This is a genomic window from Flavobacterium sp., assembly GCF_013823965.1.
GTDB lineage: Bacteria > Bacteroidota > Bacteroidia > Flavobacteriales > Flavobacteriaceae > Flavobacterium.
In genome coordinates this window covers 63,405-81,989 of sequence record NZ_PNNA01000028.1, presented here as the reverse complement: position 1 = coordinate 81,989, position 18,585 = coordinate 63,405, and the positions used below count along the sequence as shown (strand labels likewise).

General features: G+C 39.4%; 17 protein-coding genes. 12 read left to right on the top strand and 5 right to left on the bottom strand.

The genetic code is table 11. From position 1 onward, the window contains the following. From C0430_RS03090 to C0430_RS03075, 4 genes are all read left to right on the top strand, one after another. A partial coding sequence (locus tag C0430_RS03090; protein WP_290865371.1) for a PKD-like domain-containing protein occupies positions 1-3,020 on the top strand: 3,020 nt, incomplete at its 5' end. A gap of 11 nt (positions 3,021-3,031) precedes the next feature. Beyond that, the gene (locus tag C0430_RS03085; RefSeq protein WP_290865369.1) at positions 3,032-4,102 is read left to right on the top strand and encodes a PorP/SprF family type IX secretion system membrane protein; all 1,071 of its coding nucleotides are present in this window, start codon (positions 3,032-3,034) and stop codon (positions 4,100-4,102) included. A gap of 517 nt (positions 4,103-4,619) precedes the next feature. Beyond that, positions 4,620-7,058, top strand: coding sequence for a DUF4982 domain-containing protein (locus C0430_RS03080; protein ID WP_290865367.1), 2,439 nt, complete (start codon positions 4,620-4,622; stop codon positions 7,056-7,058). Between the two features lie 138 nt (positions 7,059-7,196). Then, on the top strand, positions 7,197-8,255 hold the full coding sequence (locus C0430_RS03075) for an NAD(P)-dependent alcohol dehydrogenase (RefSeq protein ID WP_290865365.1): 1,059 nt from the start codon (positions 7,197-7,199) through the stop codon (positions 8,253-8,255). Positions 8,256-8,384: 129 nt separating this feature from the next. On the opposite strand, the gene C0430_RS03070 is transcribed toward C0430_RS03075, so the two are convergent. Further along, complete coding sequence (locus C0430_RS03070) at positions 8,385-9,149, bottom strand: 5'-methylthioadenosine/adenosylhomocysteine nucleosidase (protein ID WP_290865363.1); 765 nt, start codon at positions 9,147-9,149, stop codon at positions 8,385-8,387. 111 nt (positions 9,150-9,260) lie between these two features. Here C0430_RS03070 and C0430_RS03065 point away from each other — a divergent pair, with 111 nt between their 5' ends. The 5 genes from C0430_RS03065 (at position 9,261) to C0430_RS03045 (ending at position 12,456) form a co-directional block, all read left to right on the top strand. Beyond that, positions 9,261-9,743 carry a DNA-deoxyinosine glycosylase gene (locus C0430_RS03065; protein ID WP_290865361.1) on the top strand — a complete coding sequence of 161 codons (483 nt, stop codon included), beginning with the start codon at positions 9,261-9,263 and terminating at the stop codon, positions 9,741-9,743. A 45-nt stretch (positions 9,744-9,788) separates the two neighbouring features. Beyond that, positions 9,789-10,418, top strand: coding sequence for a hypothetical protein (locus C0430_RS03060; protein ID WP_290865359.1), 630 nt, complete (start codon positions 9,789-9,791; stop codon positions 10,416-10,418). Between the two features lie 23 nt (positions 10,419-10,441). Further along, positions 10,442-11,002: a DUF6642 family protein gene (locus tag C0430_RS03055; protein WP_290865357.1), complete on the top strand. Its 561-nt coding sequence runs from the start codon at positions 10,442-10,444 to the stop codon at positions 11,000-11,002. A gap of 191 nt (positions 11,003-11,193) precedes the next feature. Beyond that, positions 11,194-11,904 (top strand): endonuclease/exonuclease/phosphatase family protein, encoded by a 711-nt coding sequence (locus tag C0430_RS03050; RefSeq protein WP_290865355.1) that lies wholly within the window; start codon positions 11,194-11,196, stop codon positions 11,902-11,904. Between the two features lie 159 nt (positions 11,905-12,063). Beyond that, the gene (locus C0430_RS03045) at positions 12,064-12,456 is read left to right on the top strand and encodes a lipocalin family protein (RefSeq protein ID WP_290865352.1); all 393 of its coding nucleotides are present in this window, start codon (positions 12,064-12,066) and stop codon (positions 12,454-12,456) included. A gap of 45 nt (positions 12,457-12,501) precedes the next feature. Here the strand turns inward: C0430_RS03045 and C0430_RS03040 are convergent, their stop codons facing one another. Further along, the gene (locus C0430_RS03040) at positions 12,502-13,068 is read right to left on the bottom strand and encodes a TlpA disulfide reductase family protein (protein WP_290865350.1); all 567 of its coding nucleotides are present in this window, start codon (positions 13,066-13,068) and stop codon (positions 12,502-12,504) included. A 221-nt stretch (positions 13,069-13,289) separates the two neighbouring features. On the opposite strand from C0430_RS03040, the gene C0430_RS03035 reads away from it, so the two are divergent. Continuing rightward, on the top strand, positions 13,290-13,910 hold the full coding sequence (locus C0430_RS03035) for a peptidylprolyl isomerase (protein WP_290865348.1): 621 nt from the start codon (positions 13,290-13,292) through the stop codon (positions 13,908-13,910). A gap of 31 nt (positions 13,911-13,941) precedes the next feature. Here C0430_RS03035 and C0430_RS03030 read toward each other — a convergent pair whose 3' ends face one another. Further along, entirely contained in the window at positions 13,942-14,964 is a 1,023-nt protein-coding gene (locus C0430_RS03030; protein ID WP_290865346.1) for an LLM class flavin-dependent oxidoreductase, read from the bottom strand. A gap of 164 nt (positions 14,965-15,128) precedes the next feature. Here C0430_RS03030 and C0430_RS03025 point away from each other — a divergent pair, with 164 nt between their 5' ends. Next, positions 15,129-15,509: a PH domain-containing protein gene (locus C0430_RS03025; RefSeq protein WP_290865344.1), complete on the top strand. Its 381-nt coding sequence runs from the start codon at positions 15,129-15,131 to the stop codon at positions 15,507-15,509. Between the two features lie 179 nt (positions 15,510-15,688). Beyond that, the gene (locus C0430_RS03020) at positions 15,689-16,729 is read left to right on the top strand and encodes a GMP reductase (protein WP_290865342.1); all 1,041 of its coding nucleotides are present in this window, start codon (positions 15,689-15,691) and stop codon (positions 16,727-16,729) included. A 192-nt stretch (positions 16,730-16,921) separates the two neighbouring features. Here C0430_RS03020 and fsa read toward each other — a convergent pair whose 3' ends face one another. Further along, positions 16,922-17,578 (bottom strand): fructose-6-phosphate aldolase, encoded by a 657-nt coding sequence (fsa, locus tag C0430_RS03015; protein WP_290865340.1) that lies wholly within the window; start codon positions 17,576-17,578, stop codon positions 16,922-16,924. A gap of 136 nt (positions 17,579-17,714) precedes the next feature. After that, on the bottom strand, positions 17,715-18,518 hold the full coding sequence (locus C0430_RS03010; RefSeq protein WP_290865338.1) for an SDR family oxidoreductase: 804 nt from the start codon (positions 18,516-18,518) through the stop codon (positions 17,715-17,717). Between the last annotated feature and the right edge of the window lie 67 nt (positions 18,519-18,585).

Below are 18,585 nucleotides of genomic sequence, written 5' to 3'. Positions count from 1 at the left end.
CTTCGGATTTAGTGGTAACTGTTTCTGGTGGAATTGGAACTACTTATTTTTATCAATGGTATTCCAACACAAGTAACAATACTACGTCGGGAATAGCAATTACTGGAGCTACCAATGCTACTTATACTCCATCGACTACTGCTGTTGGAACTCTTTATTATTATTGTGTCATCACTCAATCTGCCGGGTCAGGTTGTAATGCAACCAGTAATACAGCCACTGTTGCTGTCAATCTGGCTCCCACATTTACATCGCAACCTGTATCAAGCACGATTTGCGTGGGTCAAACCCCAACCCTGTTAAGTGTAAGTTACATCAATGGCGTTGGCACGCCTCAATACCAATGGTATTCCAATACATCCAACACAACCACGGGAAGCACTCTTTTAACTGGAGCCACCAACTCAAGTTATAGTCCACCGAATTTAATAAATGGAACACTATATTACTATTGTATTATTACTTTACCCACGGGAGGATGTTCCAGCTTAACATCAAATTTAGCCACAGTTACCATCAATCCAATACCTGTTATATCCAATAAAACGAGTATTATTTGTAGTAGTAAGGCTTTCACTATTTCCCCTGTAAATTCAGGTTCAGAAATTGTGCCTGCCGGAACAACTTATACTTGGTCGAATCCAACTATTTCACCTGCTGGTTCCATAACGGGAGCATCGGCACAATCGACACAACAAACCAGTATTAGCCAAAACTTAATCAACACTACAACGAGTCCAGCAACCGTTACTTACACCATTACTCCTCTTTCAGGAAATTGTGCAGGTGCTACTTTTACCATTGTGGTCACTGTAAATCCAGCCATTTCTTCGAATGTTGCTTTGAATAACAGTACTTGTTTTGGAGCAAATAGTGGAACATTACAAACCAATATTACGGGCGGAATTTCTTTTAATTCTGGTGCTCCTTACATCATTTCTTGGACTGGCCCTAACGGATTTACCTCTTCTGCTTCGAGCATTTCTAATTTGGCTCCAGGTGATTACAACCTTTCCATTACAGATGCGGGTGGCTGTCCAATTAATGAAAATTATACTATCAAAGAACCTGATGACATCATTATTTCAACAGATTTAGAGAAAGATATTACGTGTTTTAATGCTGCCAATGGTGAAATAAAAATCAGTGTAACTGGCGGAACTTTAAATTATAAAATCAATTGGACAAAAAACGGAATTCCTTATGCCACAACCGAAGATTTGTCTAATTTAAGTCCAGGAAATTATGTGGTTACCGTTTCGGATGCCAATAATTGTGGACCAAAAACGGCGAATTTCAACATTACCGAACCTCCCGTTTTGGCAGTAAGTTTAGGGAACCAAACGAATATCTTGTGTTTTGGAGATCCAACGGGAGCAATAACCGTAAACGTGATTGGAGGTACTTTTCCTTATACTTACGCTTGGTCTGGGCCAAATGGTTTCACAAGTGCCAATCAAAACCTCACGGGTCTTTTTGCAGGAACTTACAACTTGACTGTAACCGATATTTTGGGTTGTACCAAAAACTTGTCGATACCCATCACACAAACTCCCGAAATTCTCATCAAAGCGACAACGACCCCGATTGTTTGTTATGGCGACAACAATGCGGCCATCAATCTGGCGATAACAGGCGGTGTTGCTCCTTATCAAATTTCGTGGAGCAATTTGGGAAGCGGGACTTTTCAAAACAATCTTTCGGCGGGAGATTACGTCATCAGCGTTACCGATGCCTTGAATTGTCCCAAAACAGTCACCGTGAACATTCCCGAAGCACCACTTTTTACAGTCAATCCCGTGGTAAAAAACATCAGTTGTTTTGGAGCCAACAATGGCAGCATCAACCTTAATTTTGTTGGAGGCATTGCTCCCGTGAAATTGACTTGGAGTGATGGCTCTACGGCGGGAACAACCAGAAATAATTTAGGCCCTGGCTCCTACACAGTCACAATTGTTGACTCAAAACCGTGTACAATTGTAAAAAATTTCATTATACTGGAACCTCAACTATTAGTATTATCTGCTAATTTGACAAATGCCTTGGACTGCAACAATGCCAATTCCGGCGCCATCAATCTTTTGGTTTCAGGTGGTTCCGCTCCCTTTATTTATGCTTGGTCCAACGGGGCGACCACGGAGGATTTGTCCAACATCCCCGCTGGAAATTACTTGGTTACCGTAACCGATGCCAACGGCTGTACCCAACAAGCCCAATACAGCATCAATAGACCTGCTCCACTCTTGCCTGGAGTGCTTACCAAAACCGTATTTGACTGTACAACCAAATACGTCCAACAAACCTTTGTAGCCCAAGTTTCGGGTGGGGTCCCTCCCTATCAATTGGCGTGGTCTAGCGGAACCGTTAGCGGTGCCAACAATGAAATGATGACCACCAATCAAAACGGGATGGTGCTTTTGAGCGTTACCGATGCCATTGGATGCAAAGCCAATTATTCGTTGAACGTGGAAGTGCCCAAATTGGGAACGGCTTCCTTTACGGCCAATTCCTATGCTTATTCGACTTACGGCGCTTATTCGATCCAGGATCCCATACAATTTACCAACACGGCAACCGGCGATTATATTGGCGTGGTTTGGGATTTTGGAGACGGCACTTTCTCGACAGAACCCAATCCCGTGCATAGTTTCATCAATCCAAAAGATTATGTCGTCACGCAAACCGTCACTTATCCTTTTGGATGCATCGAAATTCAAAAAATCACTTTGGTTGTTGGCAAAGGTTATGTCCTGGTGGTTCCCAATGCTTTCACTCCCAACAATGACAGGCTCAATGACACTTTTAGACCCGTGACCAAGGGGTTGAAAAATGTCCGCCTGGATATTTACGACACTTGGGGTTCATTAATTTATTCCGAAACAGGTGACGTTTTGCGAGGTTGGGATGGAAAAATAAAAGGCTCCAATTCTGAAAACGGCAATTACTACTGCAAAGTGAGCGGAGCCACTTTCTATGGGACAATTGTCAATGAAAATCACCCTTTTGTATTAATAAAATAAGCGCAATAAGAATGAAATTTAAACTTGTTTTATCTATACTGTTAACCACCTTTTCTGTCGTGGCAGTTAAGGCACAAGATCCTGTTTTTACCCAATATTATTTTGTTCCCGAGACCCAAAACGGCGCATTTACAGGAACCATAAACACGCTGAACACGGGAATATTGCACAGAACACAATGGCCTGACGGTAGCAGAAGATTGGATACCGAATATGCTTTTTTCAATGGTTCCATGGGGAATTTATCGGAAGATTCCCGTCCCAGTGATTCGAATCTTCAAAATATTGGATTAGGACTGACCATTCTTAACCAACATGAAGTTTTTACAGCTTACAATTATACCCAAATTAACGGCGTTACTTCCCTGAATCTTGATTTAGATAATTTTTCTTCAGGCCTGCGATTAATTTTAGGATTGGAAGCGGGTTATGGAACCAAAAATTTTAATTTCAAAAGCCTTTTGTTCGAAGACCAAATCAATGTGGACAACGGAGGAATTAACGGAGGAAGTGCCGATCCAAGTTTATTGTACCTCAAGAGCAAAATAAATTTCTTCGATATTTCGCCCGGTTTTCTTCTCTATGACGAGGATTTTTGGCTTGGTGTTTCTTTTAAACATCTCAACACACCCAATATTGCCTTTGAATCTGAAGGCGAAGTTCCTTTGAACATGAATTTAAGCTTTCAAAGTGGCTACTCGTTTGATTTAGACCAAAATCCTGGTTTTGGGTTCTTGCCGGATAATTCGAAATTTGTGCTTACTTCCAATTTTATGCAACAAGGAGAATATAATCGATTGGATTTTGGCAGTATTTTACATTTTAATCCCTTCATTCTGGGAGTCATTGCTGCAACAAATCCCATAAGAAAAAATGAACAAAGCCATCTTCTAACTTCAGTAAACCTGATGGGTTCCATTAAAATAAACAACTTCACTTTTGGCTATTCGTATGACATGAATACTTCAAAAATAGACAATACACAGGGCGTTCACGAATTTTCCCTGACATGGCAAATAGGCAGGGAATGTCATAGTTGCAATAATTATTTGGCCACAAGACCTTGGGGCAGAAATTATTAAGAAACTTAAACTAATTGAAAGGTTAGCAACCTCCCAATTGTCATCAAATAAAAAAATATTTATTGATTGGGTTGACAAAAGGTCGCTTTCAAGGCACTAGTTTTGGAAAATGATTGAGTGCATCAAGCCGATAAAAAAGAGTACGTTTTTTTAAGCATAAATGAATAAAGTAAACTAAATTTATGTCGAAAATAAACCGAAAATAGTAGTTCTAATATTTACTAAATTTACAGGCGAAACTTCGAAAACAACAGAATGGACAATATCGAAACCAGGAAAAGTTCCATTTAAGTGACAGAGTTGAAATCCGTTGATGCAGCATTGGTTTGCAATAGATACAAACCGGTTTTAATTAACCTTAAACAAAAAACATAAAAAAAAACAGCATGCAAGAAAAATCACGATGCCGCCATTAGGGAAACTAATCCTGACAACTCTGCCAAAACAAATTCAGTAATTGTAATTTTTCACGCAGATTAACCAGTTCACAAAACCTTCAAAAATCAATCAAAACCTTATGATAAGTACCAATAAAACTGCATTTTTTGCCCTAATCCTATTTTTCGCCTTTGCCGGCATCAAAGCCCAGGAAAGAACCATCCTTGAACTAAACAATGGATGGAAATTTGCCAAAGGCAAGAACGAAAAGGCTTTCGAAAATAATTTTAACGATTCGAAATGGCAAACCGTTAGCGTCCCTCACGATTGGGCCATTTACGGTCCATTCGACAAAGAAATCGACAAGCAAACCACCGCCATTGTTCAAAACGGTGAAAATGTAGCCACCGAAAAAACGGGGCGAACAGGAGCCTTGCCCTATATCGGCGAAGCTTGGTACAGAAATCAGTTTTCGGTTCCCAATTTCGACAAAAACAAGAAAGTAATACTCCTTTTTGAAGGTGCCATGAGCGAGCCTAAAGTATTTTTAAATGGCAAAAAAGTGGGCGAATGGAACTATGGTTACAATTATTTTTACTTCGACATCACCGATTTTTTGGCTGCCAATGGCAAAAATAATTTGGCAGTGCATTTATCCAATCTCGGCGAATCTTCGCGTTGGTATCCCGGAGCTGGCTTGTACCGAAAAGTAAAACTGATTGTCAAAAACAAGGAAAGCATCGATCAATGGGGCACTTTCGTGACCACTCCAGTCGTTACCGACGATTTGGCAAAAGTGAACATCAAAACCAAAGTTACTGGCGAAAATCTGCGTATCGTTACCAAAATTAAAGACGCCTCCGGAAAAGAAGTGGCCGTAAATGAATCGGAGGTGCTTTTTGGCAATGAATTCGACCAGAATATTGCCGTAAAAAATCCGCAGTTGTGGAGTCCAGAAACGCCCTATCTCTACACAGCCGTATCCCAACTCTATGTTGACGGAAAACCAAAAGACGAAACCACCACAAAATTCGGCATTCGAACCATTAAATTCGAACCCAACAAAGGGTTCAGTTTGAATGGAAAAATACGCAAGTTCAAAGGCGTTTGTTTGCACCACGATTTGGGTCCAATTGGCACCGCAATCAACAAATCCGCCTTGCGCAGACAATTGACGATTCTAAAAGATTTGGGTTGCGACGCCATTCGCAGTTCGCACAACATGCCGTCATTGGAACAACTCGAATTGTGTGACGAAATGGGTTTCATGTTTCTGGCCGAAAGTTTTGACGAATGGGCCAAACCCAAAGTAAAAAATGGCTACAATCGTTTTTTTGAAACGGATGCCGAAAAAGACATCGTCAACTTGGTTCACGCCACCCGCAACCATCCGTCCATAGTGATGTGGAGTTCCGGCAACGAAGTCCCGGATCAATGGGGCGAAGAAGGTGTAAAACGAGCCAAATGGCTGCAAGATATTTTTCATCGAGAAGACCCAACGCGATCGGTAACCGTGGGAATGGACCAAGTAAAAGCCACGATGGAATCGGGTTTTGGAGCATTAATGGATATTCCTGGGTTGAATTACAGGGTACATTTGTATGAAGAAGCTTTCAAAAAATTCCCCCAAGGATTTATATTGGGTTCCGAAACTGCTTCAACGGTGAGTTCCCGAGGTGTTTATAAATTTCCGGCAGTAAAAGCAGTATCAAAAGAATATCCTGATTTTCAATCGTCTTCTTATGATTTAGAATACTGCAGTTGGTCTAATTTGCCTGAAGACGATTTTATTTTGCAAGACGACAAACCTTGGGTTATTGGCGAATTTGTCTGGACCGGTTTTGATTATTTGGGCGAGCCAACTCCTTATGATGAGAAGTGGCCTTCCCGAAGTTCTTATTTTGGAATGAGTGACTTGGCAGGTTTGCCCAAGGACCGCTTCTATTTGTACCGAAGCCGTTGGAATACCATCGACAAGACCTTGCATGTTTTGCCACATTGGAATTGGGAAGGTAGAGAAGGACAAATCACGCCCGTTTTCGTTTACACCAATTATGACAGCGCTGAACTTTTTGTCAATGGAAAAAGCATGGGCATCCAGAAAAAGAACAACACCACGCCACAAAACCGTTACCGTTTGATGTGGATGGATGTCAAATACGAACCCGGCACGATAAAAGTGGTCGCTTTGGACAAAGAGGGAAAAGCAGTTGCCGAAGAAAGCGTTCACACAGCCGAAAAGCCGTACCAAATACAACTCGAAGCCGATAGAAACACACTGGAAGCCAATGGTGAAGATTTGTCCTATGTAACGGTTTCGGTGGTGGATAAAAACGGAAATCCGTGTCCCACTGCCACCAATCAATTGCAATTTAATGTTAGCGGAAAAGGAACCTATCGAGCCGCTTGCAATGGAGATGCCACTTCATTGGAACAATTTCATTTGCCAAAGATGCAATTGTTCAGCGGTAAATTAGTGGTTTTGGTTCAATCGACTACCGAAGCGGGAAAAATGGAATTAACCGTAACGGGCAAAGGGTTGAAAAGCGGAAAAATTGTTTTACATTCGGAAAAATAATTTGTGATAATCACGGTAAACCCCATCGGTTTGATGCGTCACATCGCCCTTATAACAGATTACGACAAATATAAAACCGAATAGTTTGAGCCGGGAAGTGATAAAGAATATAAAAAATTATAAAAAAAATTAATCGTCATGAAAACAACAAACGTAAAAGCCTTTGGCACAAAAGCAGCTGATGCTCCATTAAAAGAAATGACAATTGACCGCAGAGAAGTGACTGCAAAAGACATCGAAATTGAGATTTTGTATTGTGGCGTTTGCCATTCGGATTTGCACACGGCTAAAAATGATTGGGGATTTACCGTATATCCAACAGTTCCGGGCCACGAAATTGTAGGTAGAGTGACCAAGGTGGGAAGCGAAGTAACTAAATTAAAAGTGGGTGATATAGCAGGTGTGGGCTGTTTAGTCGATTCTTGCCAAACTTGCGAAAGCTGTAAAAAAGATTTGGAGCAATATTGCTTGACTGGATTTACGGGAACTTATGGAGGAGTGGACAAACATTTGGGTGGTTTCACTTTTGGAGGTTATTCCGAAAAAATTGTCGTGGACGAACATTTTGTGTTGAAAGTACCTGCCAATTTAGATTTGGCCGCCGTTGCTCCCCTACTTTGTGCCGGAATTACCACTTGGTCACCGCTTCGTCATTGGAAAGTGACAAAAGGAAGCAAAGTAGCCGTTATTGGTTTAGGCGGACTGGGTCATATGGCCATAAAATTGGCAAAAGGTTTGGGTGCCGAAGTAACTCTTTTGTCCAGAACACCCGGCAAAGAAAAAGACGCTTTAGCATTGGGAGCCGATGCCGTTATTATTTCAACAGACAGCAATCAAATGAATTCGGTAAGTGGAAAATTTGATTTGATCATCGACACCGTTCCTTATGTTCACGATGTGAATCCTTATGTGGCAACCCTAAACATTAGCGGCACCTTGGTTTTGGTGGGTTATCTGGGAGGTTTGGAACCTTTTTTAAACACTGTTCCAATGATTTTAGGAAGAAAATCTATTGCAGGATCTTTAATTGGTGGTATTGCCGAAACACAGGAAATGCTCGATTTTTGTGGCGAGCACAATATCGTTTCTGAAATTGAGCTTATCAAAATGCAGGACATCAACGAAGCTTATGAAAGAATGCTCAAAAGCGATGTGCGATACCGTTTTGTAATTGACATGGCGTCTTTGAAAGAATAGTCAAAGAGAATTTTAATTGATCCCAAACACTCGTTTTTCAATTGGTGTTTGGGATTTTTGTTTCCAATAGCTTGCACTTGTTTTGTCGCTAGATATTTTACTGCAGGAAGATGACAAACATTTAAAGTTTTATATCTGTTTGAAAATATTTTTAATAATTTCGGCAGCATATTTACTGGAAATTTTATTGATGAAGGATGGAAAATCAATGTGGGATTGATCGTCTGCCACATCCGAAATGGTCCTGATGACACTAAAAGGAATTTCATGTTCATAACAAACCTGGGCTACCGCTGCGCCTTCCATTTCTACACACAACACTTCGGGCAACTGGGTACTGAGCGCTTGTTTTTGTTTGTTGCTGGAAAAAAACTGGTCGCCGCTGGCAATGTCTCCCACAACATACTTGGGTTGCGAAATGTTAAACTCCCTTAAATATTCCTTTTCGATAATGGCGTGCAAACAGTTGTTTTCAAATACTTCATCCATGGCTTTTGAGGTAATGTCCAAATGCGTGGTGTCACTTTCAAAATAGGTCTTGGAAAGCAAGGGTATTTCGTGTTGCGCCATCAAGGGGCGTGCATCCATATCGTGTTGAATGAGCCTTTTTCCAAGAACGACATCCCCTATTTTTAATTCTGGACTGATGGCTCCGGCCACTCCGGTAAAGAGCAATTCCGTGATTTTAAATTCGTGTATCAAAGTGGTGGCGGTTGTTGCGGCAGCTACTTTGCCCCATCTCGAAAAAACCACCACGGTGTCGTTACCGTTTATTTGTCCCCTGAAATAAATACGTTTCCCCATTGACAATGCAATCGGATTCTTCAATAAAGCCACTATTCCCTCTATTTCTTCGGGCATTGCGCCCATAATGCCAATTATTCTTTTTTTCATCTTGTTCCAATACTTGTTTTTCGAGTATTCCTAATTTTCATTAAAATCTAAACAAGAGTAAATGTAGGTATTTTTAATACTATATTTGAAATCTCATTAACCATTACTTTAATGAAAAAATATTCCTTTCCTCCCATATCCAATACCGATGCCTCTATCCTAATTCTTGGAACGATGCCCAGCGTCCAGTCCTTGGCGGCAAGCCAGTATTACGGCAACCCGAGAAATGCATTTTGGAAAATCATCTTTGCCCTTTACAATAGCCCGTTTTCGACCGACTACGAACAGCGAAAAAATATTTTATTGGAAAACCGAATCGCTTTATGGGATGTTCTCGAAGCTTGTGTCAGACCGGGAAGCCTGGACAGCGCCATTGAAGACGAAGTGCCCAACGATTTTAATTCGTTTTTGAAAACACATCCCAACATCAAGCATATTTTCTTTAACGGCCAAAAAGCTGCTGCCTATTTCAAACAATACATCAAGTTGGAGAACGAATATCATTTAGTCACTTTGCCGTCCACAAGTCCTGCCAATGCCGGAAAATCTTTTGAAATAAAATTAAAGGAATGGAGCGTTATCCAACCTAAATAAATCCGGGATAATATCTTATCTTGCCTCGTCTTAAAATCCATCATTATGAAAGACTTAAAAAAATATAACAACAAAACAAAAGCCGCTTTTGTCTTGTTGATTGTCATGCTCATCATTTTATTGAGCAATTTCAATACCCTGCAAAACTCCAAGAAGACCAACGAAAATATCAATGCCATCCACAAGGATCGATTGGTTGCGGCTCGCTACATCTTTCAGTATGCCAATGCGCTGCATTTCATAAAAGCAAACACGTTGGCTACAACCCTTGACGATGTCCAAAAAAAGGAAATCATCAAGACTGCCCTTTTGCGCATTCAAAACATCGATCGTTTGTATCTAAATACGGTTTTGACTCCCAAAGAAAAAACAGCTTTTACAACATTTCGGGCCTCTTGCTTTACTATTGAAAAACAGTCCGAAAACAATAATTGGCAACAATTAAGACAAACCAGCAATCAGGCATTGCAAACACTGGAATTGTTGTCCCAAATCCAAATCGAGGAAGGCCAATCTAAATTAGCACAGTCAAATGCCCTACACAAAGGCAATACCCTTTTGGGAGAACTCCAAATTGCCTTGTTGGTTATTTTGGGTGGTTGTGCCTTGTATTTATTGATGGTCAAGAAAAACAAGATCAACCTCAAAATACCGGAATCCCCTAGCCTGAATTAATTATTATTGGACTACTATTTCATATGGATTTTGACCAATTTATTTTCTGTCTCGAAGCCGTTCCCGATGCAACAGCGAACACTACCACCGAAGTCGTCCAAAACCTGGAGCAATTGGCTATTGAGCAAGGTATTGCCAGCATTTACAAGACTTGCGACACCATCGAAGGATTGGAAGAAAGCCTCAGCACCTTGCTTTATGACGACCATAACTTCACCGATTATGAAATTATTTATTTGGTGATGCCAGGCGAGGGAAACACCATTTGCCTCAACGACTATCATTACAGTCTGGAAGAAATAGCCGAACTCTTTGAAGGAAAAATGAGAGGAAAAATAATCCATTTTGCCAATGCCAAAGTATTGGATTTAAGTGACGAAGAAGCGCAATACTTTCTGGATGTTACGAGAGCACGAGCGATTTCAGGCTATGGAACGGCATTGCATCAATTAAGCAGCAGCAACCTTGACAAAGCTTTTTTTGGTTTATTCCAAGAACTGGACGATGTCGTGGAAATTGTGGAAGAATTGCACCAAAAGCATTATGCGCTTTGCAAACTACTCGATTTTAGATTGTATTATTGAAAATGGAATGCCGAAGACTAGCCGTGAATAATACCTTTATTTTGAATGATTTGTAAGTATTTATTTCTATATTAGCAGTATTAAATGAATGAGGTTTGTCAGGTCCATCTACCCGAAAATGGGTGGCTTTGTCTGATTTTGACAGACTAATCTAGAAGTTGGCAGTGATTATAAAAACGAAACAGACAAAATTGAAAATAATAACTTGGAATTGTAACGGAGCATTTAGAAAAAAGTTTGAAAACATTACAGACTTAAATGCTGACATATATATTATTCAAGAATGTGAAAACCCATCCGAATCTAAAGATAAGAAATATCAAGAATGGGCTGAAAATTATATTTGGATTGGAGATAACAAAAATAAAGGACTAGCAATTTTCGCAAAACCAGAGATTAAGTTGGAAAAATTAAATTGGTCTAACCAATTCAAAGACCATTCAGTAAAGCATTTTTTGCCTTGTAAAATAAATATGGATTTTAACTTACTTGCTGTTTGGACACACAGAAATAATTCGCCGAATTTTGGTTACATTGGTCAACTATGGAAATATTTACAAGTCAATAAAGACAAATTAAATGAATCAATTATTGCAGGAGACTTTAATAGCAACACAATTTGGGACGAATGGGACAGATGGTGGAATCACTCTGATGTTGTAAAAGAATTTAAAGAAATTGGTATCGAAAGCTTTTATCACAAATTTACAGGGGAACTTCACGGCAAAGAAACAACACCAACTTTACATTTTCAAAAAAAATCAACTAGACCTTATCATATTGATTACATTTTTGGTACTCAAAAATTTACCGACAAAATAATAAAATTTGAAATTGGACAATTTGATAAATGGATAAAAATAAGTGACCATATGCCGATTATGTGTGAAATTGAACAATGAGAATAAAAACAACAACCACCAACAGCTACAACGAATTTAGGCATTGGGCTTAATGGGAAAATGGTCTTGTATTTTGATGATTTGGCAAATCTGTTGTAGTACTTAACATTACCAAAAAACACAACCCCATATTTATGGAATATTAACCAACTAAAATTTATGAAAAAATCGATCGTATTACTGCTACTGTTGAGTTTATTTTCCTGCAATAAAAACGACCAAGAATTAACTCCCGCTTCATTGGCTGGAACCTGGAAATTAACCGAAATGTTGCAAGATCCAGGTGATGGAAGCGGCACTTTTCAGCCTGTGAACAGCAATAAAAAAATTGTGTTCATCAGTGACAATAAAGTGATTTCAAACGGAATATTATGTGATATGTCTATTAATTCGGATACTTTTACAACAGGCAGCTATTCAGAAGCAAATAATACCATAAATCCATCCAATTGTCAGAATTTAACCATCAATTACGAATTGAATGCTACTTCCCTAATTTTATCGTATCGGTGTATCGAAGGTTGCCGCGCCAAATATATAAAAGTGCAATAACCCAACACTAGGGCTGCAACGGTCTTAAAAACGAATTATTGCATCTTATTGTTTTTTGAGCAAGATGTCCAATTTTTCTCGAAACGAATCACTGTTCCAATCGGCAGCACCAATTTTTGCCACAACCACATTCGATTCTTGATCCACGACATAGGTTGCGGGAATCGTTGAAGACTCCATTTCTAAAGGAGGATTGGAAACCGGTTGAACTATGGGCAGGTTTAAATTTTCTTTGACTAAAAAAGAATTGGCTTTTTTAAAAGAATCGGTTGTCACAAACAAAAACACGATTTTGTCTTGATAATCGTCGTAAAGTCTTTGCATACTTGGCATTTCGGCAATACAAGGAGGACACCAAGTAGCCCAAAAATTTACAAAAATTATTTTTCCTTTATATTCTTCCAAAGAAACCGTTTTTCCATTTTTATCCATCAATTGCCATTGATACGTTGACAGTTTTTTTTGATCGGTTATTGCTATGGTTTTAGGCGAAAATGCCAACAAACGATTGATTTGCACTTTCACGAAAGTCCCTATTGGACTGAATAACAGCAAAGCCAAAAAGGCCATAAAAGCAATGTTTTGGATAGTTTTTTTTGAGGGCATTTTCATTTTTATCGTTTTGTTTATTAAAAAGGATTGTTATTGATTGTTGGGCAAATTTAGTTCCTCCATCGAGTACTATTTGTGACAAATGTTACATAGATTGGGAATTCCATTATTTTTCAGTGCTTTTTTTGAAAATCAACATATTAGAAACTTACATTAGTCTTTATGGACAATATGAAGGAAAAAAAATACTATGTTTGCAAGAGTATTTAATTTGAAATAAAATGAAAAACACAATCATTCTTTTAATCACGATATTACTTATTGGTTGCACCAAAGCTGTTTATAAACCGAAATGGATCCATCAAACAGCACCCGAAAATTTCGTCACCCGATTCGAAACTTCCAAAGGGAATTTTGATGTTCAAATACACAGGGATGCATCGCCAAAAGCCGTGGACCGATTTTATCAATTAGTCCAACATCATTTTTTTGACAAGACCGTTTTCTATAGAGTTGTTCCCAACTTTGTGGCACAATTTGGAATTATTGATTCCACAAAAACGGCTCTTTGGAAAGAAAATAAAATCCCCGACGAACCGGTTCGCGAAAGCAATTTAAAAGGAGCCATCAGTTATGCCAGATCCGGAAAAGAAACCAGACACGACCATTTATTTATCAACCTGAAAAACAATCAAAGGCTTGATACCGTCATGGCCAGCGGGGTAAAAGGGTATCCTCCTTTTGGCACGGTCATAAAAGGAATGTCTGTCGTGGAATCCTTATATTCAGGATATGGCAATGAAACCATGGCCAAAGTAGATTCGCTAAATTATACCCAATTACTGCAAACTTTCCCCAAACTGGACTTGATAAACAAGGTTTACATCCTTGAAAGCAACTAGATTACTAAAACCCAATGAATCAGGAATTGATTTACGACTTGCCCAAATTTATCCCATCGATAACTTCTTTGAGCAGTCGCAAACTTTTCAATTTATCCTGATGATTGTAAATTGGACTACTGATCATCAACTCATCCACACGGGAAAAACGAATAAATTCTTTTAATTCCGTAGCTAATCTGCCTTTACTTCCCACAAACGAACAAGCCGTCATTTGGTTGACATGAAAACGCGCTTCTTCACTCATTTCATTCATAAGATGACTCAATGAATCTACCGGAGGCTGCAAAGGTTTTCTATTATTTTGCACTAAATTCCCGAACATTTGATACAAACTGGTCGAAAGGATTTCGGCTTCTTGATCCGTGTCGGCAGCTATTGCATTGACGCAAGCCATTGTATGAGGTTGCGCCAAGAACTCGGAAGCTTGAAAATTATCGCGATAAAATTCAAAAGCCTGCTGCATTTGTCTCGGGGCAAAATGTCCAGCAAACGCATAAGGCAAACCTTTGGCTGCAGCCAAAGCCGCACTGTCCATACTCGAACCCAAAATCCAAATGGGAACATTCGTGCCTTCAGCAGGAAAAGCACGCACATTTGCCGTGGCATTCTCCACGGAAAAATAATTTTGCAAGGCCGTCACATTTTGTGGAAACTGTTGAGATTGCTCGTAGAAATCTTTTCGGATGGCCTGAGCGGTCAATGCATCGGTTCCAGGAGCTCTTCCCAAGCCCAAATCAATCCTGTTTGGATACAGCGTTTCCAATGTTCCAAACTGTTCCGCAACGATAAGCGGTGAATGATTTGGCAACATTATTCCGCCTGAACCTACGCGAATATTTTGGGTTTGACTGGCAATATATCCTATCAAAACCACCGTTGCTGAACTCGCCACATGCGCCATATTATGATGTTCGGCCAACCAAAATCGCTTGTATCCCAAGTTTTCTGCCAACTGGGCAACCTCTTTTGTTTTTTCCAATGTGACACCAGCATTGCTGTCTTGGGCAATTAATGCCAATTCTAATATAGAAATGGGAATTGTATTTGTCATATTTAATGCATGATTTCAGTAAAATTACTCTTTTACATTAAAACCGTACCTTCCTTCCGTGTTAATTGAATGATAATGTTTCAAAACTGCCATTAAAAGTTTACTTTTGAAGTATCAAAAAAGAACAAACTCAAAACACAAAACAACAAATAAAAAAAACAATTATGGGATTTTTTTCAGCATTGATAGGCAACGCCGGAGCAGTAAGCCAAGAAAGTTTAATGAAGGATTACGGTAAATTATTAATTGAAGGCGAGGAAATAGAATTGGGTTTTAAACTCATTCGCGATGTGTTCATCTTTACCACCAAACGGTTGATTTTGGTTGAAAAACAAGGATTGACCGCCAGCAAAGTCGAATATAAATCCGTTACATATAAAAGCATCTCCAGATTCAGTATCGAAACAGCGGGCACTTTTGACTTGGATGCGGAACTTAAAATTTGGGTTTCCAGCGAAACACAACCAAGCATCAGAAAACAATTCAACAAATCGGTTAATGTATATGACGTGCACATGGTTTTGGCCTCGCACATCTTGGGATAAAAAAATTAGGGCAGCTTACAAACGATCCGAAGTCTCTGGCTTCGGATTTTTTATTTCCACCAGAAAACGGTTTTTATATGCCAAGATTTGTTGACCAATTCCTAAACATTTAACGGTTATTATCATCCGCTTTTTTCATTAAAGTGATACATTTGTTGTATAACCATATTTGTACCATTATGAGAATAGAAAATGAACTTAAATTAGGATTTAAAGATGTAATGATTAGACCCAAACGATCCACTCTGAAGAGCAGATCCCAAGTTTCGTTAGAGCGGGAATTTAAGTTTTTGCACAGTTCCGTCACTTGGTCTGGAGTACCCATTATGGGAGCTAACATGGATACCGTGGGCACTTTTGAAATGGCATTGGCATTGGCAAAAGAAAAACTTTTCACGGCCATCCACAAACATTATTCGCTGCAACAATGGAATGAATTCATGAAAAATGCTCCCGAAAACATTGCCGATTATATTGCCGTGAGTTCAGGAACCGGAAAAAATGATTTCAAAAAAATAGGGGAAATATTCGAACAAAATCCACAATTAAAATTCATTTGCATTGATGTGGCCAATGGCTATTCTGAACATTTTGTGAGTTTCCTGAAACAAGCCCGCAACCAATATCCCGATAAAGTCATCATTGCCGGAAACGTGGTTACCGGAGAAATGGTCGAAGAATTATTGTTAGCTGGCGCCGATATCGTTAAAGTGGGAATTGGCCCCGGTTCCGTTTGTACCACAAGGGTAAAAACCGGTGTTGGTTACCCCCAACTTTCTGCCATTATCGAATGTGCCGATGCCGCTCACGGTCTGGGAGGCCACATTATCAGCGATGGCGGATGCGTCACTCCAGGCGATGTTTCAAAAGCTTTTGGTGCCGGTGCCGATTTTGTGATGCTGGGCGGAATGCTTGCCGGACATACTGAAAGTGGTGGCGAATGGATTGAAATTGATGGTGAAAAATACAAGAAATTCTACGGAATGAGTTCAGCAACGGCCATGAACAAACACGTAGGTGGTGTCGCCGAATACCGTGCCAGCGAAGGAAAAACAGTTCAAGTTCCTTTCAAAGGCGATGTCATCGAAACGCTAAAAGACATTCTTGGCGGCATAAGAAGCACTTGCACTTATGTAGGCGCTTCCAAGTTGAAAGAATTGACAAAAAGAACCACATTCATAAGGGTTTTGGAACAAGAGAATGTCATTTTCAACAAGTAATTAATTTTTGAATATCAAAAAAAAGTTGATTCCCTACATTACTTGCCTTTGGAAATTATTGTAAAAAAAAATTACATCATAAAAAAGGATAACCCTTTTTTTTATTCCCAATCAAAATCAACCTCGCAGGTTGACAAAACAAAAACCCCACAATATTTTGTGGGGTTTTTGTTTTTTTAACAGTCCAATGTTTTATTTATTTCCTTTTTCGAAATCCGCAACAAACTGTGCCAAACCAATATCTGTCAATGGGTGTTTCAACAATCCATAAATAGCCGAAAGTGGGCCAGTCATTACATCTGCACCAATTTTGGCACAATTTACAATATGCATCGTGTGACGAACAGAAGCGGCAAGAATTTGCGTTTCGTAACCGTAATTGTCATAAATCAACCTGATTTCTTCAATCAAAGCCAAACCATCCGTGGACACATCGTCCAACCTACCAATGAACGGAGAAACATAAGTAGCTCCAGCTTTGGCAGCCAATAAAGCTTGACCGGCAGAGAATACAAGCGTTACATTAGTTTTAATTCCTTTGTCAGAAAAATATTTGGCAGCCATAACCCCTTCTTTGGTCATCGGTAATTTTACCACAATTTGCTCATGCAAATCCGCTAATTCTTCTCCTTCTTTCACCATTCCATCAAAATCAAGCGCATTAACTTCGGCACTCACGTCGCCATCCACAAGGTTGCAAATGTCAACATAGTGTTTCAAAATATTGTTTTTTCCGGTAATTCCTTCTTTCGCCATCAATGACGGATTTGTAGTAACTCCATCCAAAACGCCTAATGCTTGTGCTTCCTTAATCTGGGCCAAATTAGCCGTGTCAATAAAAAATTTCATATAATTGTGTTTAATTGTGTTTTAAATTTATTTTGGGCGTGCCCCAAGGGTCTGGCTTTCCGTTACAACCTTTTATTTTTAAAGAAAAAATAAAAGGATTTCCACTTCAATCCCTCACGCAGAATTAAGTGCAAAATTACAACTTATAATGATTCATCAGCATTTTTTCATATACTTTGTCAGGCAATATTCGCTTCAGTACAATCGAAAATTTCTGCATAAAAGCGCCCACTTTATAATGGATTCCTGGATTTGGATTTTGAATGATTTTATAAACAGCTTCCGCCATTTCATTGGGATTACTGCCACTATCCACATGTTCATCCATCATTTTTAAAGTGTTTCCATACGGAAGTTCGTAAGCGGAATCCTTGATCAAAGGCGCGTGAAAACGTCCCGAAGCAATATTGGTCGCAAAATCACCCGGAGCCACATTTGTTATCTGGATTCCGAAAGATTTTACTTCCATTCGCAAGGCTTCGGTAATGAGTTCCAGTGCGCCTTTTGAAGCCGAATAAATGCCTCGATACGGCAATCCCATATAACCTGCAATAGAAGTAATATTGATTATCAAACCTGATTTTTGTGAACGCATTTGTGGCAAAACGGCTTTCATCACTTCGATTGGTCCAAATAAATTAGTCTCGAAATTATTCTTGATTTCTTCCGTTGGAATTTCTTCAATGGGACCCGTAATTCCAACACCGGCATTGTTAATGACAATATCCAATCGACCTGAAATGGCAATGATTTTGGCAACGGCCTTTTGAATCGATTCCGTATTTCGGACATCTAGAGCTACCATAGGAAAACCCGGGTTCGGGATTCGTTCGGGATTTCTGCTGGTGCCATAAACAACAAATCCTTTATGGTGCAAAAATTCGCCAATGGACTTCCCTATTCCTGAAGAACCTCCCGTAATTAAAACTACTTTGCTCATTTTTTGAATTTAGATTGGGGTAAAAATAGAAAAATCTTCCCTAAGGAAGATAAATAATATTGAAAAG

What these genes read in the sequence shown, in the direction of transcription:
- C0430_RS03085 (WP_290865369.1), top strand. Translation starts at nt 3,032, where the DNA reads ATGAAATTTAAACTTGTTTTATCTATACTGTTAACCACCTTTTCTGTC.
- C0430_RS03080 (WP_290865367.1), top strand. Translation starts at nt 4,620, where the DNA reads ATGATAAGTACCAATAAAACTGCATTTTTTGCCCTAATCCTATTTTTC.
- C0430_RS03075 (WP_290865365.1), top strand. Translation starts at nt 7,197, where the DNA reads ATGAAAACAACAAACGTAAAAGCCTTTGGCACAAAAGCAGCTGATGCT.
- C0430_RS03070 (WP_290865363.1), bottom strand. Translation starts at nt 9,149, where the DNA reads ATGAAAAAAAGAATAATTGGCATTATGGGCGCAATGCCCGAAGAAATA.
- C0430_RS03065 (WP_290865361.1), top strand. Translation starts at nt 9,261, where the DNA reads ATGAAAAAATATTCCTTTCCTCCCATATCCAATACCGATGCCTCTATC.
- C0430_RS03060 (WP_290865359.1), top strand. Translation starts at nt 9,789, where the DNA reads ATGAAAGACTTAAAAAAATATAACAACAAAACAAAAGCCGCTTTTGTC.
- C0430_RS03055 (WP_290865357.1), top strand. Translation starts at nt 10,442, where the DNA reads ATGGATTTTGACCAATTTATTTTCTGTCTCGAAGCCGTTCCCGATGCA.
- C0430_RS03045 (WP_290865352.1), top strand. Translation starts at nt 12,064, where the DNA reads ATGAAAAAATCGATCGTATTACTGCTACTGTTGAGTTTATTTTCCTGC.
- C0430_RS03040 (WP_290865350.1), bottom strand. Translation starts at nt 13,068, where the DNA reads ATGAAAATGCCCTCAAAAAAAACTATCCAAAACATTGCTTTTATGGCC.
- C0430_RS03035 (WP_290865348.1), top strand. Translation starts at nt 13,290, where the DNA reads ATGAAAAACACAATCATTCTTTTAATCACGATATTACTTATTGGTTGC.
- C0430_RS03030 (WP_290865346.1), bottom strand. Translation starts at nt 14,964, where the DNA reads ATGACAAATACAATTCCCATTTCTATATTAGAATTGGCATTAATTGCC.
- C0430_RS03025 (WP_290865344.1), top strand. Translation starts at nt 15,129, where the DNA reads ATGGGATTTTTTTCAGCATTGATAGGCAACGCCGGAGCAGTAAGCCAA.
- C0430_RS03020 (WP_290865342.1), top strand. Translation starts at nt 15,689, where the DNA reads ATGAGAATAGAAAATGAACTTAAATTAGGATTTAAAGATGTAATGATT.
- fsa (WP_290865340.1), bottom strand. Translation starts at nt 17,578, where the DNA reads ATGAAATTTTTTATTGACACGGCTAATTTGGCCCAGATTAAGGAAGCA.
- C0430_RS03010 (WP_290865338.1), bottom strand. Translation starts at nt 18,518, where the DNA reads ATGAGCAAAGTAGTTTTAATTACGGGAGGTTCTTCAGGAATAGGGAAG.